Below are 17,649 nucleotides of genomic sequence, written 5' to 3'. Positions count from 1 at the left end.
GATAGCCACTCCCTGACTCAAACCCTTGCGAAAACAACGGATACGGCCTAAAGCCAGCACGTGCGCGCACGTTCTATAGCTAGCCGTTATTGAGTACAGGAGATTCACACGTGAAAGGTTTCAAGGGGTATGTCGGTACGCTGGGGCTGGCACTGTTGTCAGCCAATGCCTGGGCCGACCTGCCTCAAAGCTCGATACTGAGCCGTTACGGCGTCACCAACGAACAATTGCCGGCGCCAGCCAAAACCGAAGTGGTTGAACCGGTTGAAGAGAAAAGCCGCTTTCAGATCCAGCCCGAACAGCCCTTCGTGACCCTGCGTCTGGGCGATGGCAAGCAGCCGCAAACCACCGGCAACCTGAGCATCGACCGCATGGCCCAACAGGACCTTGAACGTTGCCAGCGTCTACAGGGTGAAGTGGCTCGTCGTGGCGGCACCTACATGCGCTGCGACAACAGCCTGCCAGGCATGCCCGCCTTCGAATAACCTGTAGGAGCTGCCGAAGGCTGCGATCTGTTGATCTTGTGTTTTAAGATCAAAAGATCGCAGCCTTCGGCAGTTCCTACAGAAGCGGAGTCAGTCTTCTTTGCGCACGGTGGCCACTTCGTCGGAGCGGACTTTCACTTTGGCACCGGAAATATCTTCGAACTCATAGAAGCCGTCCTTGGTTTTGGTCTTCGGCATGTCCTTGGTCAAATACTGGGTGCCGTTCTGCAAGGTCACCACCGTCTGGGTCGAGCAACCGCCCAGCACCAGCAGCGCGGCGACTACCAAGGGAATGCCCAGTTTGTTGATATTCATACCCACCTCTAATTCCTCATGCGATGTGATCCCGAGCATTGTCGGTTCTCTAACGCGGTTGGTGCCACTCAGCCGGGAAAAGTTCGATTACCCGGTTAAAAAATGCCATTGATCCTTTTCCGTTTGCACCGGGCAGGGCTGAACTGGTATCTGTACGCATAACCAGTACTCGCTCGCCATGGCCCTGAATTCCCGTGACTGCCAATCCCCTCGACGATCCGTTCTATTACCTCAACAACTTCCGGCAAGTGCTTGATTGGCTTGAATTGCGCTATGCCGACGTGATGAGCGAAACCGAGCACGGCTTCATCCGCGACTTCAAGGCGTTGCCCAAAGCCTCGCAAGGCCTTTTGGTGCGCATGGTGATGCGCAAGGGCGTGCACTTTCGCGCCGGCAAGCTCAATTACCCTGAAATCGGCGACATCGCCCACGCCGCACAATCGTTGCTGGCTCATGGCTGGCTCGACGAATGCGCGCCGCTGGCAGTGGCCGAACTGTTCGATGTATTGCTCAAGGCCGAAATCCTCCAGGCATTCAGCGAATTCATCGAGCAACCCAAGGGGCGCAAGGACGATTGGCTGCCGCTGCTCGCCGAACAGTTCAGCGACGCCCGCAGCCTGCGCGATTGGGCGCCGCAGCTGACCGAGCGGCTATTCAGCCTGACCATCATGGACCTGTGTGATCGCCTGCGCCTGATGTTCTTCGGCAACCTTTATCAGGATTGGTCGGAGTTCGTCCTCGCTGATCTGGGCATCTTTACCTACGAGAAAGTCGAGTTCTGCGCTGATTCGCGCGGCCTGCGCAGCCGTGAAGACGTCGACGCCTGCCTGTTCCTGCACAACTGCCAGTTGCGCTTCGAGGCCGGTGAACCGCTGGACAGCATCGTCGAGCAAGTCAGCGCCGTGCATTTCGATAACCCGTGGCTGCAACGTCGACGTGGCAAGGTGTTGTTCCAGATCGGCCAGTATTGCGAGCGCATCAGCGAGTTTGCGCTGGCCTTGAGCATCTACCGCGAATGCGCCTACCCCGGCGCGCGATTGCGCATGATTCGCGTGCTGGAACGCTGCGGCGAATACGCCCTTGGCCTGCAACTCGGTACGCTGGCCGAACAGGCGCCTGAAAGTGCCGCCGAACAGCAAGGCTTGCAGCGAATAATGCCGCGCTTGCGGCGCAAACTCGGTGGACCGCCACTCAAGCGCACAGCGGCAAAACCGGTCGAGCGCCTCGATTTGCAATTGCTGCGCAGCGATCCTGGGTTGTCGGTGGAGTTTTACGTGCAGGCGCATCTGCATGACGACGACGGCCCGGTGCATTACGTGGAAAACAGCCTGATCAACTCCTTGTTTGGCCTGTTGTGCTGGCCGGCGATCTTTGCGCCGTTGCCGGGGGCATTCTTTCATCCGTTCCAGCGCGGGCCGGTCGATTTGCTCAATGAAGATTTCCAGCCACGTCGCGCTGCGCTGTTCCAGGCCTGCCTCGATGAACTCGACGATGGCCGCTACGCCTCGACCATTCGCCAGCGGTTTGCCGAGAAATGGGGCATTCAGTCGCCATTCGTGTTCTGGGGCGCACTCAGTGAACCGCTGCTGGAGCAGGCGTTGGCCTGCCTGCCGGCTGAACACCTCAAGCACTGGTTCCAGCGTTTGTTGCTCGACATCAAGGCCAACCGCGCCGGCATGCCGGACCTGATCCAGTTCTGGCCGCAAGCCAAAACCTATCGGATGATTGAAGTCAAAGGCCCCGGCGACCGCTTGCAGGACAACCAATTGCGCTGGCTGGAGTTCTGCCACGAACACCAGATGCCGGTGGCTGTGTGTTACGTGCAATGGGCGGAGCAGAGCGCGTGAGCTACAGCATTGCGGTGCGGGCGCTGTGTGAGTTCACCGCCAAGACCGGCGACCTCGACCTGCGTTTCACCCCGTCGCCGACGGCACTCGAAGGCATCGCCGGCCACCGCACCGTGGCCTCACGGCGCAACGACAAATACCAAAGCGAGGTGGCCCTTGAGGGCGAGTTTCGCCAGTTGAAGATCAAGGGCAGGGCGGACGGCTACGATCCTGGGCAAAACTGTCTGGAAGAAGTCAAAACCTACCGCGGCGACCTGAGCAAGCAACCGGCCAATCACCGTCAGTTGCACTGGGCGCAAGCGAAAATCTACGGCTGGCTGATGTGCCGCAAGCTCGATCTGCAGCAGATCAATCTGGCGCTGGTGTATTTCGACATCGTCAGCGAAAAGGAAACCTGTCTGGTCGAAGCGTTCAGCGCTGAGGCCCTGCAAGCGTTTTTCGAGCAACAGTGTGGCTTGTTCCTGCACTGGGCCGAAGAGGAAATGGCTCATCGCCAGGCGCGTAATCTCGCGGCGCAGCAACTGCGCTTTCCTCACGCAGAGTTTCGTCCGGGGCAACGGCATCTGGCGGAATCGGTGTTCAAGGCGATCAGCACCGGGCGTTGCCTGATGGCCCAGGCGCCGACCGGCATCGGAAAAACCCTCGGCACCTTGTTTCCGATGCTCAAGGCGCTGGCGCCGCAGCAGCTGGACAAAGTGTTCTTCCTGACCGCCAAGACGCCGGGGCGCAAACTGGCGCTGGACGCCAGTCAGGTACTGTTCGAGCAATCGGCGAACTTGCCTTTGCGGGTCTTGGAAATGGTCGCCCGGGACAAGGCCTGCGAACATCCGGACAAAGCGTGCCATGGCGAATCCTGCCCGTTGGCGCAAGGTTTCTACGATCGCTTGCCGGCCGCTCGTGAGGCGGCCAGCCGGGTCAATCTGCTCGATCAGGCCGCCATGCGCGCCGTCGCCACGCAGCATGCGGTGTGTCCGTATTACCTGAGCCAGGAAATGGCCCGTTGGGCTGACGTGGTGGTCGCCGACTACAACTATTACTTCGATTTCAGTGCGCTGCTGTTCGGTCTGGCGCAGCTCAATCAGTGGAAAGTCGCGGTGCTCGCCGATGAGGCGCACAACCTCGTCGAGCGCGGGCGGCAGATGTACAGCGCCAGTCTCGACCAGTTCGCCCTCGGTGCGGTGCGCAAAACCGCGCCCGAAGCGCTGAAGAAATCCCTGCAACGCCTCAACCGTGAATGGAACGCGCTGCATGCCCCGCAACTGGCTGCGTATCAGGCCTACGACAAGGCGCCGGAGAAACTGCTGCAAGCAATCTCGCTGTGTTGCGCGGCCATCGGCGATTACCTGAATGACCATCCGCAGGGACTCGACAGCGCATTGCAAAGCTTCTATTTCGAGCTGCTGCAGTTTGCCCGGGTCGCGGAGTTGTTCGATGAGCATTACCTGTTCGATATCAGCAAACGCGACCTCGACCGCAAGCGCCCGCTGTCGCAACTGTGCCTGCGCAACGTCGTGCCTGCGGCGTTTATTGGCCCGCGCCTGAAGGCGGCGCGCAGCAGCGTGCTGTTTTCCGCGACGCTGAGCCCGCGTAACTATTACGCCGACTTGCTTGGCACGCCGGCCGATACGGTGTGGATCGACGTCGAATCGCCGTTCAGCGCGGCGCAGTTGCAGGTGCAGGTGATCAGCCGGATTTCGACGCGCTTCAATCACCGTCAGGCGTCGCTGGAGCCGATAGTCGAGCTGATCGCCAGGCAATTCGCTGAGCGTTCGGGCAATTACCTGGCGTTCTTCAGCAGCTTCGACTATCTGCAACAAGTCGCAACGCTGCTCGCCGAACGGCACCCGCACATCACCTTGTGGCAGCAATCGCGCGGCATGCTCGAAGGGCAGCGGCAGGCGTTTCTCGACCAGTTCACCACGCAAAGTCAGGGCGTCGGGTTTGCCGTATTGGGCGGAGCGTTCGGCGAAGGCATCGACTTGCCCGGCGCACGGCTGATCGGCGCATTCATTGCCACGCTGGGGCTGGCACAACTCAATCCGGTCAATGAACAGTTGAAACGGCGCATGGCGGCGATCTTCGGCGCCGGCTATGACTACACCTACCTGTATCCCGGTGTACAGAAAGTGGTGCAGGCCGCCGGCCGGGTGATCCGCACGCGCGAAGATCGTGGCGTGGTGATGTTGATCGACGATCGCTTTGCCGAGAGTCGGATCCAGCAACTGCTGCCGCGCTGGTGGTCAATCAAAAACGAGGCGGACGCTTTTCAATTTGGCGGATTGACGCATACTCCAGCACATAACTGTGTGCGGTGAATGTGATGATTGAAAAGAACAAGGCCGCGGCGATCGAGGAAATGCGTTTCAGGCTGTTGATCGATGCGGTCGTCGACTATGCGATCTACATGATCGACCCCGGCGGCATCATCACCAGCTGGAACTCGGGCGCCAAACGCTTCAAGGGTTACGAAGAAGCGGAAATCCTCGGCGAGCATTTTTCACGTTTCTATACCGCTGACGATCGCGCCGCCGGGCTGCCGCAACGCGCGCTCGATACGGCGATCCGCGAGGGCCGTTTCGAAGGCGAAGGCTGGCGGGTACGCAAGGACGGCACCAACTTCTGGTCGCACGTGGTGATTGATCCGATCATCGACCCGAATGGCCAGTTGCTCGGTTTCGCCAAGATCACCCGTGATCTGACCGACCGCAAGATGGCCGAAGAAACCCTCAAGCAAAGCGAACAGCAGTTCCGCCTGCTGGTGCAGGGCGTGACCGATTACGCGATCTACATGCTCAGCCCGGAAGGTCGGGTGAGTAACTGGAACCAGGGCGCACAACGCATCAAAGGTTATTTGCCGGAAGAAATCATCGGCCAGCATTTCTCGATTTTCTACACCCCCGAAGACCGCGAGATCGGTGAGCCGGCACGCGCGCTGGAGATAGCCACCCGTGAGGGTCGCTTCGAAAACCGCAGTTGGCGGGTACGCAAGGACGGCACACGCTTTCTCGCCCACGTGGTGGTCGATGCGATTCGCGGTGACACCGGCACGTTGCTCGGTTTCGCCAAGATCACCCGTGACGTGACCGAGGCCCATCAGGCACAAGAGGCGCTGGAGAAAACCCGCGAGGCGTTGTTCCAGGCGCAAAAGATGCAGGCCATCGGTCAGCTCAGCGGCGGCATCGCCCATGACTTCAACAATCTGCTGACGGTGATTCTGGGCAATCTGGAGATTCTGCAAAAGCGCACGGGCGACGATCCAAAGCTCGGCCGTCTGCTCGAAAACGCTACCCAAGGGGCGCTGCGTGGCGTGTCGCTGACCCAGCGCATGCTGGCGTTCGCGCGTCGCCAGGAACTCAAGACCGAATCGGTGAATATTGCGCAACTGGTGCAAGGCATCATGGGCCTTCTGCGCAGTTCGATGGGGCCGGGGATCCGGATCGAAACGCAATTTCCCGAGGATCTGGAAGCGGTGCTCGCCGATACCAATCAACTGGAACTGGCCATTCTCAATCTGGCGACCAACGCCCGCGATGCCATGCCCGACGGCGGCAGCGTATTGATCACCGCGCAACCGCAAGTGGTACTTGAGCAAAGCCAGGCAACGCTGACGGCCGGGCGCTATGTGTGCTTGAGCCTGATCGACAGTGGCGAGGGCATGGACGAGCACACGCTGGCGTCGGCCAGAGACCCGTTTTTCACCACCAAGGGCCTGGGCAAAGGCACCGGGCTGGGGTTGTCGATGGTGCACGGGTTCATCGAGCAACTCGGCGGGCGTTTTGTGCTCAAGAGCGAAAAAGGCCGCGGCACCCACGCCGAACTCTGGCTGCCGGTGGCCGTCGCGGGCGCAACGGTGAAACCCTTGTATCCCGCGATCGAGCCGATTTCGGTGCCCAGACTCAGCGTTTTGGTGGTGGATGACGACTCGCTGGTCTTGACCAGCACCAGCCTGCTGCTCGAAGACCTCGGCCATCGGGTCGTCAGCGCCACGTCTGGCGCACAGGCGCTGAAACTGCTCGAGCAGAACGAAATCATCGATTTGATGATCACCGACATGGCCATGCCGCAGATGAGCGGCGCGCAACTGGCGCATTCCGTGCGTCTGTTGAAACCCGATCTGCCGATCATCCTCGCCACCGGTTACGCCGAACGCCTTGAAGGCTTCGCTGCGCAGTTGCCACGACTGCCAAAACCCTTCACTCAATTGAATCTGGTGGAGATCATTGCCCAGTCGATGAAATGACAAAACGCGGCAAATCCGCCTGAACTAGTGCGCAACGGGGGGCTTCTAAACGGTTTACCTGCCACGGAGCGTGCGTCTTTTGTCTCGCATACTGACCCAGCCGACCGCTGAAGAAAACCTCACCGAACACGACGCCAAGATGTTCGGTTCACCCAAGGAAAGGCTGGATTTCTATCGTCGGGAGATCCAGTACGAAACCAGCATTCTGGCCAATCGCACTGACGCTTACCTGGCGGCGCAATCGTTTCTGGTGATTGCCTTCGCCTCGTGCATGGCCAATCTCAACCCGGAATGGGGCAAGTTGTTCACCCTCGTGGTGCCACCTTTTCTGGCGCTGCTCGGGTTGCTCAGCTCGTTGAACGCCTGGCCGGGCATTCGCGCGGCGTACGACATCATCGATCACTGGCATTTCAAACAGAGTCATTTGCTGCACAGTGAGCCGCTCATGGGTTTGGCGTATGACGAGTCGCCGCTGTTCAGTGAGATGGAGTCGAGCCACAAGGGTTATCGCAAGTCGCTGCTGTTCTCAGTGCGTACCCCATGGATTTTTGCGGCGTTCTGGATGATGTTGGGCAGTTACTCAGTGTTCATCCAGGTGACTAACCCCGGGGGCTGATCGACAGGCAAAGAAAAAGCCCGGCCATACCAGCGCCGGGCTTTTTCTTTAGCTGAATCATTACGCCGTGGTTTCCAGCTGTCGACGCAACTGTACCGAGTTGTGCGAGGACATCGGGATCGGCGGGAAATCTTCGTTGAGCACACACAGATGGTCGATGGCATCTTCAAACATCAGATCGGCTCGTTTGCGCATGGCTCGATAACGCTCGAATTGCTCGAAGTCCAGATTGTCTGTTTCAAGCATTTCGTTGGCCGCACGGTTGAGGGCATGGGCGTTTTCGAACAATTGGCGATTGCGTTCCAGAGCCAGTGCTCTGCAGGCTTTGATTTGCGCAGGAGTCGAGCATTCTTTCATGACCGTAACCTTACTTTTCGGGATTCCTTTTCATAGGCATGAAGCCGCAGGGGAACCGAACCTGCCGGGCCCCACCGAATCGATCCAGCGGGGGTTATGCTTGTGACTGTCGGGAGTTACGCCGCGATCCATTTTTTTTGAAAAGAAAATTCGATGAATTTCTCCAGAAAATTTCGCGATAAAAATCAGTTTTTTCGCTGCTTGTGTTGTTCGTAGCGAGCGAGGATCGGCTGAGTGCTGATGCCATGCAGCAAAATGCTCAACGCCACCACCGACAACGTGAGGTCCGTGCACACCGTCGCCAGCGTGTCGCTCAAGCCATGGTTCAAGGCGTAGAACAGATAGAACAGGCTGCCGATCCCGCGAATGCCGAACCAGCCGATCATCCCGCGTTGGCGGCGGTCGAGCAGGGTTCCCCACGGCATCAGCGCGACACACGCCGGGCGAATCAGGCAGAACAACACACCGCCGACCAACAGCGCGCGCCAATCCCAATGCGCGATCAGTACCACGCCGAGCAGGGTCACCAGAAACACTTCCATTGCGCGCTCGACCAGACCGCCGAACGACAACATATCGCCCATCATGATGCCGGCCGCCACCTGACTGCTCTCCATCTGCTCGGTGTTGCCATGCACGGCATGCTGCGGCTCGATGTTCTGATGCCCGACCACTGGCTGCACCAGGTGTTCGGCGGGCGGTTGGCTGGCGCCGGTGGATTTCACTTCGACCTGGCGCAGGCCCAGGCCGGCGGCAAACACCGACAAAAAGCCGTAGCCGCCGATCGCATCGGCGACGACGTAAGCCAGGGCGATCAGCGATAACGCCAGATAATCATTCGGGCTCAGCGTGCTGTCGTCATTGCGAATGCGCAGCGACAGCGTCACCCGGCCAATGCCTCGACCCATCCAGTAACCGGTGAGCAAGCCGGCAGGCACCGCCCACAATAAGCTGCGCAAGACCCAGCCCTGCCATTCGGCAGCACTGCCTTCGCCATGAATCAGCAACAGCCCGAGGATGACGAACGGGAAGGCGATGCCATCGTTCAGCCCGGCCTCGCCGGACAGGCCGAAACGCACGCTGTCGACATCCCGAGCATCATTGACCTGGACCAGCGCCGCGAGTACCGGATCGGTCGGCGCCAACATCGCCCCGATCAACAGCGACGGCCCCCACGGCAACTGCAACGCCCAGTGCAGCAACAGGCAAACCCCGGCGATGGTCAGCACCATCACCGGCCCCGCCAGCCCGAAAGCGATCCGCCAGCGCTTGTCGCGCAAGGGCAGGCGCAACTTCAGTCCGCAGACAAACAGCGAAAACAGCACGGCGACTTCTGTCAGGTGCTCCATCCACAGCGAAGCGTCCTGCAAGGGCAATTCGAGCAAGTCGAGACCACTGGGGCCGATGCCGATGCCCAGCAGCAGGCAGACTGCCGAGGTGGTCACGGGCATCCAGCGCAGGTACGAGGAGGTCAGTGCAAGGGTCAGCAGCACCGCGCCGAGGACCGCCACCCACACGACAAAGCTCATGATGTGCCGCCCTCAGTGATTAATGACGGCCGCCTGCAGAGACCCTTTCGCTTCTGACGCCGCCCCTGTAGGAGCTGCCGCAGGCTGCGATCCTTTGACCTTGTTTTTAGCATCCACATCAAAAGATCGCAGCCTGCGGCAGCTCCTACAGTTCGATTACTCACAGCATCGGCTTACCGCCGGTCACGCCATAGCGCTGGCCAGTGATGTAGCTCGCTTCATCCGAGGCCAGCAGCACGTAGATCGGTGCCACTTCCACCGGTTGTCCGGGGCGGCCGAGCGGGGTTTGTGCGCCGAAGTTCTGTACTTCCTCGTCGGGCATGGTCGAGACGATCAAAGGCGTCCAGATCGGCCCCGGCGCGACGCAGTTCACGCGGATCTCTCGCGGCCCGAGCATCTGCGCGAGGCCGCCGGTGAAATTGGCGATGGCGCCTTTGGTGGTAGCGTAGGCGAGCAGGGACGGCTTGGGCATGTCCGAGTTGATCGAACTGGTGTTGATGATCGACGCCCCGGCGCGCATGTGTTTGATCGCGGCCTGGCACAGCCGGAAAATCGCCGTGATGTTGACGTCGAAAGTCATCACCCACTCCTCGTCGGGGATTTCCTCGAAGGTCTCGTGGGTCATCTGGAACGCGGCGTTGTTGACCAGCACGTCGATGCGTCCGAAACGCTCGACCGTCTTGTCGACCAACGCCTGGCAATGGGCTTTCTGTGCGATGTCACCGGGCAGCAGTAAACACTGGCGACCGGCCTGTTCGACCCAGCGCGCGGTTTCCTTGGCGTCTTCGTGTTCATTCAGATAGGCGACGGCAACGTCGGCACCTTCACGGGCAAAGGCTATCGCCACGGCGCGGCCGATACCGCTGTCGGCGCCGGTGATCAGGGCAATCTTGCCGGCCAGCCGACCGGAGCCGACATAGCTTTGCTCGCCGCAATCGGGATAGGGCTCCATCTTGCGTTGCGAACCGGGCACGGCCTGGGCTTGTGTAGGGAAGGGCGGTTTTGGATAGTCGGTCATCGCGGGTCTCCGAGGTCTCAGGGCAGGTATGGGTGGTTGACCCGGATTTTTTGCCGTGAGTTCGATCGGATTTCCGCCCCTCATGTAGGAGCTGCCGCAGGCTGCGATCTTTTGATCTTGATCTTGATCTTAAAAAACAAGATCAAAAGATCGCAGCCTGCGGCAGCTCCTACAGGGGAAAGGTGTTAGCGGGGAGTCAGAGCGCGCTCCATGCGGCTGATGCCTTCTTCGAGCAGCGAGCGCGGGCAGCCGAAGTTCAGGCGCACGAATTGCTGGTGCTGATCGCCGAAGTCGAGGCCGGCGCTGAGGCCGATCTTGCCCTGTTCGAGGAAGAACTGCTGCGGGTTGGCCAGCTCCAGCGCCGAGCAATCAAGCCACGCAAGGTACGTGCCCTGCGGCACATTGATGGTTACGCCCGGCAAGCGGCTGCGCACGGCTTCAACCAGCCAGTCACGGTTGCCTTGCAGATAGGTTTTCAGCTCGGCCAGCCACGGCGCGCCTTCACTGTAGGCCACGCGCGTCGCTTCCATGCCCAGCGGATTGACGCTGTCGACCATGCCGCAACGGGCGTGGTTGACGCGTTCGCGCAGGGCGGCGTCCTGGATGATCATGAACGAGGTCTTCAGACCGGCGATGTTGTAGGCCTTGCTCGCCGACATCAGTGTGATGGTACGTTGGGCGATTTCCGCGCTGAGCGAGGCGGTCGGAATGTGCACGCGACCGTCGAAGCACAGCTCGGCATGGATCTCGTCGGAGATGATCCATGCGTCCTGCGCCACGCAGATATCCGCCACGGCTTGCAGTTCTTCACGGCCGAATACTTTGCCGATCGGGTTGTGCGGGTTGCTCAGCAACAGCGCGCCGCCGCCGTTCAGCGATTCACGCAGCACCTCCAGCGGGGTCAAGTAGGTGCCGTCTGCCTGCGCGTCGAACTCCAGCTCGACCTTGTTCAAGCCCCAATGCCCCGGTGCATGGCGTAGCGGCGGGTAATTCGGCACCTGCACGACGACGTTCTGTTGCGGCTGCACCAGTGCTTTCAAAGCCATGTTGAAACCGGACTCGACGCCCGGCAGGAAGATCAGCTCTTGCGGTTTGACCTGCCAGGCAAACTTGGCCCATAGGTCGGCGACGATGGCCTCGCGCAGGTTGTCCTGAGCGACGCTGTAACCCACCAGCGGGTGCAGCAGGCGCTGTTGCAACGCCTCGATGATCACCGGTGGCGCGGCGAAATCCATATCAGCGACCCACATCGGCAACACATCGGCCGAATAGCGGCTCCATTTGGTGCTGCCGGTGTCGTGGCGGTCGAATACCTGATCAAAATCGAAAGTCATGCGCGGTCTCGTGAAGGCGGGTTGATTCTGCCGGCCATGATAAACCCTCAAACCCTGTAGGAGCTGCCGAAGGCTGCGATCTTTTGATCTTGTTTTTTACAAGCAAAGTCAAAAGATCGCAGCCTTCGGCAGCTCCTACAAAGGCTCTACAGCCTCCGACGGTCGGTTTTCACACAGATCGTGTGGTCATTGTCTACAGTGAAAAGGTCGGCAGACGTTTGCCGCAACCGTGTTTGTCCAGACAAAACCCGGCACAAGTACCGGGTTCCACCTGATCAGGAGTGCACGATGGATCTCAGCCGTCGTCAGTTCTTCAAGGTCGCCGGTATCGGCCTTGCAGGCTCGAGCCTGGGCGCGTTGGGCATGGCCCCAACGCTGGCCTTCGCCGAGCAGGTGCGCCACTTCAAGCTTGCCCACACCCATGAAACCCGCAACACCTGTCCGTATTGCTCGGTCGGCTGCGGGTTGATCATGTACAGCCAGGGCGATGGAGCGAAGAACGTAGCGCAGAGCATCATTCACATCGAGGGCGACGCCGACCATCCGGTCAACCGCGGCACCCTCTGCCCGAAAGGCGCCGGCCTGCTCGACTTCATTCACAGCCCCGGCCGTTTGCTCTACCCGCAAACGCGCAAACCGGGCAGCAGTGAATGGACGCGGATCAGTTGGGACGAAGCGCTCGATCGCATTGTCGACCTGATGAAAACCGACCGTGACGCCAACTTCATCGAACAGAATGCCAACGGGCAAACGGTGAATCGCTGGCTGAGCACCGGGTTCCTCGCCGCGTCGGCAGCGTCCAACGAAGCCGGTTACATCACCCAAAAGGTGATTCGCAGCCTCGGCATGCTGGGGTTCGATAACCAGGCGCGTGTCTGACACGGCCCGACGGTGGCAAGTCTTGCCCCGACGTACGGCCGTGGTGCCATGACCAATACCTGGACCGATATCGCCAACGCGAATCTGATCCTGGTGATGGGTGGCAACGCAGCAGAAGCGCATCCGTGCGGCTTCAAATGGGTGACCGAAGCCAAAGCGCACAACGCTGCGCGGCTGATTGTGGTCGATCCGCGTTTTACCCGTACCGCGTCCGTGGCCGACTATTACGCGCCGATCCGCACCGGCACCGACATCGCCTTCATGGGCGGGCTGATCAATTACCTGCTGACCGAGGACAAGATCCAGCACGAGTACGTGCGCAATTACACCGACGTGTCGTTCATCGTCAGAGAAGGCTATGGCTTCGAAGACGGCATCTTCAGCGGCTACGACGTCGCCAAGCGCAGCTACACCGACAAGTCCGGCTGGGGCTACGAGATGGGCGACGACGGCTTTGCCAAAGTCGACCCGACGCTGCAACACCCGCGCTGCGTCTATCAATTGATGAAGCAGCATTACAGCCGCTACACCATCGACCTCGCGAGCCAGATCTGCGGCATGCCGGTCGACGCCATGCAGAAAATCTGGGACGAAATCGCCACCTGCTCGATTCCGGGCAAGACCATGACGATTCTCTACGCCCTCGGCTGGACGCAGCACTCGATCGGTGCGCAGATCATTCGTAGCGCGGCGATGGTGCAACTGCTGCTGGGCAACGTCGGCATGCCGGGTGGCGGGGTCAATGCCTTGCGCGGACACTCCAATATTCAGGGGCTGACCGACCTCGGCTTGCTCTCAAATGCGCTGCCGGGCTATCTGACATTGGCCAGCGACAGCGAGCAGGACTACGGTCAGTTCATCCACAAGCGCACGCAGGTTCCGCTCAGACCGGGGCAATTGTCCTACTGGCAGAACTACAGCAAATTCCACGTCAGCCTGATGAAGTCGTGGTACGGCGCCAACGCCACGCTCGAGAACAATTGGTGCTACGACCATTTGCCAAAACTCGACATCCCCAACTACGACGTTTTGAAGATGTTCGACCTGATGAGCCAGGGCAAGGTCAACGGCTACTTCTGCCAAGGCTTCAACCCGATTGCCGCGTTGCCGGACAAAAACCGCGTGATGGGCGCATTGGCGAAGTTGAAGTGGCTGGTGGTGATGGATCCGCTGGCCACCGAAACCTCGGAGTTCTGGCACAACGTCGGGCCGTACAACGATGTGAAAAGCGACGAAATCCACACCGAAGTCATTCGCCTGCCCACCACTTGTTTCGCCGAAGAGGACGGCTCGCTGGTCAACAGCAGCCGCTGGCTGCAATGGCACTGGAAAGGCGCCGATGGCCCGGGCGAAGCGCAGACCGACATTCGCATCATGGCCGAACTGTTCCTGCGCCTGCGCAAGCGTTATCAGGCCGAGGGTGGCAAATTCGCCGATCCGCTGTTGAAACTGACGTGGCCATACAAGATCCCCGACGAACCTTCGCCGGAGGAACTGGCCAAGGAAATCAACGGTAGCGCCGTGGCGGATTTCACCGATGCCACCGGCGTCGCGGTCAAGGCTGGCTCGCAACTGGCAGGCTTTGGCTTGCTCAAGGATGACGGCAGCACCGCGTCGGGTTGCTGGATCTTTGCCGGTAGCTGGACCGAGGCTGGCAACCAGATGGCGCGCCGCGACAACAGCGATCCTTACGGCATGCACCAGCATTTGGGCTGGGCGTGGGCCTGGCCGGCCAACCGGCGGATTCTCTACAACCGTGCTTCGGCGGATGTCGCCGGCAAGCCGTGGGATCCGAAAAAACGTCTGGTGTGGTGGAACGGCAAGGCTTGGGGCGGCACCGACGTCCCGGACTACAAGGCCGACGTGCCGCCAGAGGCCGGGATGAATCCGTTCATCATGAACCCCGAGGGCGTCGCGCGGTTCTTCGCCGTCGACAAGATGAACGAAGGGCCATTCCCCGAGCACTACGAGCCGTTCGAAACGCCGATCGGCATCAACCCGTTGCACCCGCAAAACAAGAAAGCCACCAGCAACCCGGCGGCGCGGATCTTCGATTCGGTCTGGGAAACCCTCGGCGAGGCCAAGGACTTCCCGTACGCCGGCACCAGTTACCGGCTGACCGAGCATTTCCACTTCTGGAGCAAGCACTGCAAGTTGAACGCGATTGCTCAACCCGAGCAGTTCGTGGAAATCGGCGAAGTGCTGGCGAAAGAGAAGGGCATCGCTGCCGGCGATCGCGTGCGGGTCAGTTGCAAACGCGGCTTTATCGAAGCGGTGGCGGTGGTGACGAAAAGGATCCGGCCGCTGCAGGTCAACGGCCAGGTCGTGCATCAGATCGGCATTCCGTTGCATTGGGGTTTTACCGGCCTGACGCGTCACGGTTACCTGACCAACACCCTGGTGCCGTTCCTCGGCGATGGCAATACACAGACCCCGGAATCCAAGTCATTCCTGGTCAACGTGGAGAAACTCTAAATGGCCAGCCAAGACATTATTGCCCGCTCGGCCACCACCACTGTGCCACCGTCGGTGAGGAATCAGGAAGAAGTGGCCAAGCTGATCGACACCACCAAGTGCATCGGCTGCAAGGCCTGCCAGGTCGCGTGCTCGGAATGGAACGAGCTGCGCGACGAGGTCGGTCACAATCACGGCACCTACGACAATCCGCAGGACTTGAGCGCTGAAACCTGGACGTTGATGCGCTTCACCGAGCACGAAACCGACGCCGGCAACCTCGAATGGCTGATCCGCAAGGACGGCTGCATGCACTGCGCCGAACCCGGTTGTCTGGCGGCGTGCCCGAGCCCCGGCGCGATCATCAAGCACGCCAACGGCATCGTCGATTTCGATCAGGATCACTGCATCGGTTGCGGCTATTGCATCACCGGATGCCCGTTCAACATTCCGCGCATTTCGCAGAAAGATCACAAGGCCTACAAATGCACCTTGTGTTCGGATCGCGTGGCGGTAGGCCTGGAGCCGGCCTGCGTGAAAACCTGCCCGACCGGCGCCATCGTCTTCGGCACCAAGGAAGACATGAAGGAACACGCTGCCGAGCGCATCGTCGATCTGAAAAGCCGTGGTTTCGAGAATGCCGGTCTGTATGACCCGGCCGGTGTTGGCGGCACGCACGTGATGTATGTGCTGCACCATGCGGACACGCCGAAAATCTATGCGGGTTTACCGCAGGATCCAGCGATCAGTCCGTTGGTCGGTCTGTGGAAAGGCATCAGCAAACCTTTGGGCCTGTTGGCCATGGGCGCGGCGGTGCTGGCCGGGTTCTTCCATTACGTGCGCATCGGCCCGAATCGCGTCGAAGAAGATGAGCATCCAACGCCACCCGATACCTCGGTGCATGTCGTCGATCCGGCGGTGCACACCTTCGATCCACGCGGGGAGGAGCGGCCATGAGCAACAAGACGATCCTGCGTTACACCGCCAACCAGCGCACCAATCACTGGCTGGTGGCGATCCTGTTTTTCATGGCCGGGCTGTCCGGGCTGGCGTTGTTTCATCCGTCGCTGTTCTGGCTGAGCAACCTGTTCGGCGGCGGGCCGTGGACGCGGATTTTGCATCCGTTCATGGGTGTGGCGATGTTTGTGTTGTTCCTCGGCCTGGTGTTTCGTTTCTGGCGTGCGAATTTCTTTATCGACAATGACTGGAAATGGATGCGCCGCATCGATCGGGTGTTGGTCAACGATGAAGAAAGCGTGCCGCCGGTAGGCAAGTACAACGCCGGGCAGAAGATGCTGTTCTGGACTTTACTGCTGTGCATGCTCGGTTTGTTGTTTACCGGGCTGGTGATCTGGCGCGCCTATTTCAGTGCGTATTTCGGCATCAGCGTGATTCGCTGGGCGATGCTCCTGCATGCGCTGGCCGGGTTTGTGCTGGTGCTGAGCATCATCATTCACATCTACGCCGGGCTGTGGATCAAGGGCTCGGTGGACGCGATGATGCACGGCTGGGTCAGCCGCGCCTGGGCGAAGAAACACCATGAACTGTGGTATCGCGACATCACCCGCGATGAACGCAACCCGGACGTGCCGGAGCGACCGATCACCAAAAAGGGCTGACTTTTGCCAACCATTCTGGAACCTGGGGAAATCGAAGCGGCGGCGAGTTCGCCGCCGTTTTTGCATCTGCCGCCGCATAATCTGTTTTCGCTGCGTGCTGATCGGCTGGAGCAACTGGCCGAGGGGCATGCGCTGGCCGAGTATCTGCGCTTGATTGCCGGATTGTGTCGGGTGCAGCAGCAGGTGTTCGATGATCCACCGCTTGTAGCGCCGTTTGATCAGCAACGGATCGAGGTGTGTCAGCAGCATGGTTTGCCGCCGTTCGCCGCCGATACGCTGATCCGCGAAGACGCGTGGCAGGCGTATCTCGATGCTCTGTTGCAACGTTATGTCCCTGATGAGCAACCCGCCGTGGTTGATGCGCTGACGACGCTGCGGGTCGCCAGTTCCGGACAGTTGCGTTCGTGGGGCGTGGCGTTGGTCAGTGGTCAATATTCGATGGTGCCGGCGCAACTGGTGCCGTTTCTCGGCGCGGCGCTGCAAACGGCGTGGAGCCATTGGTTGCTCAGCGCACCGAATCTGCAACTGAAACCCGGCGACAGTCTCAGCCAATGCCCGGCCTGCGGTTCGCCTGCCATGGCCGGGGTCATCCGCCATCGTGGCAAACACAACGGTTTGCGTTATCTGGTGTGTTCGCTGTGTGCCTGCGAATGGCATGTGGTGCGGGTCAAGTGCGTGTACTGCGAGTCGAGCAAAGGTCTGGATTATTTCAGCCTTGAGGATGATCGCCATGCCGCCAATCAGGCGCCGATCAGGGCGGAGGTCTGTCCGGGCTGCAACAGTTATCTGAAACTGGTGTATCTGGAAAACGATGCCGACGCCGAGGCGCTGTCGGCTGATTTGAGCAGTCTGCTGCTGGACATGCGTCTGGCGCAGGATGGTTATCAGCGTCTGGCACCGAATCTGTTGCTGGCTCCGGGAGACGAGTGACCACAGCGTCTACACTCTTGTTTTTC

Annotated in this window: 14 protein-coding genes; 9 read left to right on the top strand and 5 right to left on the bottom strand. The window is 60.1% G+C overall.

Translation table 11 applies throughout. From position 1 onward, the window contains the following. The first annotated feature begins 110 nt into the window (after window positions 1–110). Window positions 111–485 (top strand): hypothetical protein, encoded by a 375-nt coding sequence (locus tag ACIPZE_RS02045; protein ID WP_400770918.1) that lies wholly within the window; start codon window positions 111–113, stop codon window positions 483–485. 90 nt (window positions 486–575) lie between these two features. On the opposite strand, the gene ACIPZE_RS02040 is transcribed toward ACIPZE_RS02045, so the two are convergent. Further along, window positions 576–800 carry a YgdI/YgdR family lipoprotein gene (locus ACIPZE_RS02040; RefSeq protein WP_129393779.1) on the bottom strand — a complete coding sequence of 75 codons (225 nt, stop codon included), beginning with the start codon at window positions 798–800 and terminating at the stop codon, window positions 576–578. A gap of 194 nt (window positions 801–994) precedes the next feature. Between ACIPZE_RS02040 and ACIPZE_RS02035 the strand changes: the two genes are divergently transcribed. The 4 genes from ACIPZE_RS02035 (at window position 995) to ACIPZE_RS02020 (ending at window position 7,503) form a co-directional block, all read left to right on the top strand. Next, on the top strand, window positions 995–2,647 hold the full coding sequence (locus ACIPZE_RS02035; RefSeq protein ID WP_400770915.1) for a VRR-NUC domain-containing protein: 1,653 nt from the start codon (window positions 995–997) through the stop codon (window positions 2,645–2,647). Next, a complete protein-coding gene (locus ACIPZE_RS02030) occupies window positions 2,644–4,962 on the top strand; it encodes an ATP-dependent DNA helicase (RefSeq protein WP_283436505.1) in 2,319 nt (772 codons plus the stop codon). The genes ACIPZE_RS02035 and ACIPZE_RS02030 overlap by 4 nt, the downstream gene beginning before the upstream one ends. A 5-nt stretch (window positions 4,963–4,967) precedes the next feature. Continuing rightward, window positions 4,968–6,887, top strand: a complete 1,920-nt coding sequence (locus ACIPZE_RS02025) for a PAS domain S-box protein (protein WP_400770912.1) — start codon at window positions 4,968–4,970, stop codon at window positions 6,885–6,887. Between the two features lie 79 nt (window positions 6,888–6,966). Next, entirely contained in the window at window positions 6,967–7,503 is a 537-nt protein-coding gene (locus tag ACIPZE_RS02020) for a hypothetical protein (protein ID WP_129393787.1), read from the top strand. Between the two features lie 60 nt (window positions 7,504–7,563). On the opposite strand, the gene ACIPZE_RS02015 is transcribed toward ACIPZE_RS02020, so the two are convergent. From ACIPZE_RS02015 to ACIPZE_RS02000, 4 genes are all read right to left on the bottom strand, one after another. Beyond that, window positions 7,564–7,860 (bottom strand): hypothetical protein, encoded by a 297-nt coding sequence (locus ACIPZE_RS02015; protein WP_400770909.1) that lies wholly within the window; start codon window positions 7,858–7,860, stop codon window positions 7,564–7,566. A gap of 185 nt (window positions 7,861–8,045) precedes the next feature. Next, complete coding sequence (locus tag ACIPZE_RS02010) at window positions 8,046–9,389, bottom strand: cation:proton antiporter (protein ID WP_400770906.1); 1,344 nt, start codon at window positions 9,387–9,389, stop codon at window positions 8,046–8,048. Window positions 9,390–9,549: 160 nt separating this feature from the next. Then, complete coding sequence (locus ACIPZE_RS02005; RefSeq protein WP_129393793.1) at window positions 9,550–10,407, bottom strand: glucose 1-dehydrogenase; 858 nt, start codon at window positions 10,405–10,407, stop codon at window positions 9,550–9,552. A gap of 185 nt (window positions 10,408–10,592) precedes the next feature. Then, the gene (locus ACIPZE_RS02000; RefSeq protein WP_400770903.1) at window positions 10,593–11,741 is read right to left on the bottom strand and encodes a MalY/PatB family protein; all 1,149 of its coding nucleotides are present in this window, start codon (window positions 11,739–11,741) and stop codon (window positions 10,593–10,595) included. Between the two features lie 288 nt (window positions 11,742–12,029). Between ACIPZE_RS02000 and fdnG the strand changes: the two genes are divergently transcribed. Genes fdnG through fdhE form a run of 4 tightly spaced genes read left to right on the top strand, consistent with a single transcriptional unit; the run spans window position 12,030 to window position 17,623 of the window. Further along, on the top strand, window positions 12,030–15,095 hold the full coding sequence (gene fdnG, locus ACIPZE_RS01995; protein ID WP_400770900.1) for a formate dehydrogenase-N subunit alpha: 3,066 nt from the start codon (window positions 12,030–12,032) through the stop codon (window positions 15,093–15,095). Further along, window positions 15,096–16,031: a formate dehydrogenase subunit beta gene (fdxH, locus tag ACIPZE_RS01990; RefSeq protein WP_129393800.1), complete on the top strand. Its 936-nt coding sequence runs from the start codon at window positions 15,096–15,098 to the stop codon at window positions 16,029–16,031. It begins immediately after the preceding gene. Next, on the top strand, window positions 16,028–16,693 hold the full coding sequence (locus ACIPZE_RS01985; protein ID WP_283436498.1) for a formate dehydrogenase subunit gamma: 666 nt from the start codon (window positions 16,028–16,030) through the stop codon (window positions 16,691–16,693). Before fdxH ends, ACIPZE_RS01985 begins: the two co-directional genes overlap by 4 nt. Before the next feature lie 3 nt (window positions 16,694–16,696). Beyond that, the gene (gene fdhE, locus ACIPZE_RS01980; RefSeq protein ID WP_400770897.1) at window positions 16,697–17,623 is read left to right on the top strand and encodes a formate dehydrogenase accessory protein FdhE; all 927 of its coding nucleotides are present in this window, start codon (window positions 16,697–16,699) and stop codon (window positions 17,621–17,623) included. Window positions 17,624–17,649: the final 26 nt, after the last annotated feature.

This window comes from Pseudomonas sp. NPDC089741 (assembly GCF_044748825.1).
GTDB lineage: Bacteria > Pseudomonadota > Gammaproteobacteria > Pseudomonadales > Pseudomonadaceae > Aquipseudomonas > Aquipseudomonas helmanticensis.
This window is presented reverse-complemented; position numbering and strand designations above follow the sequence as displayed.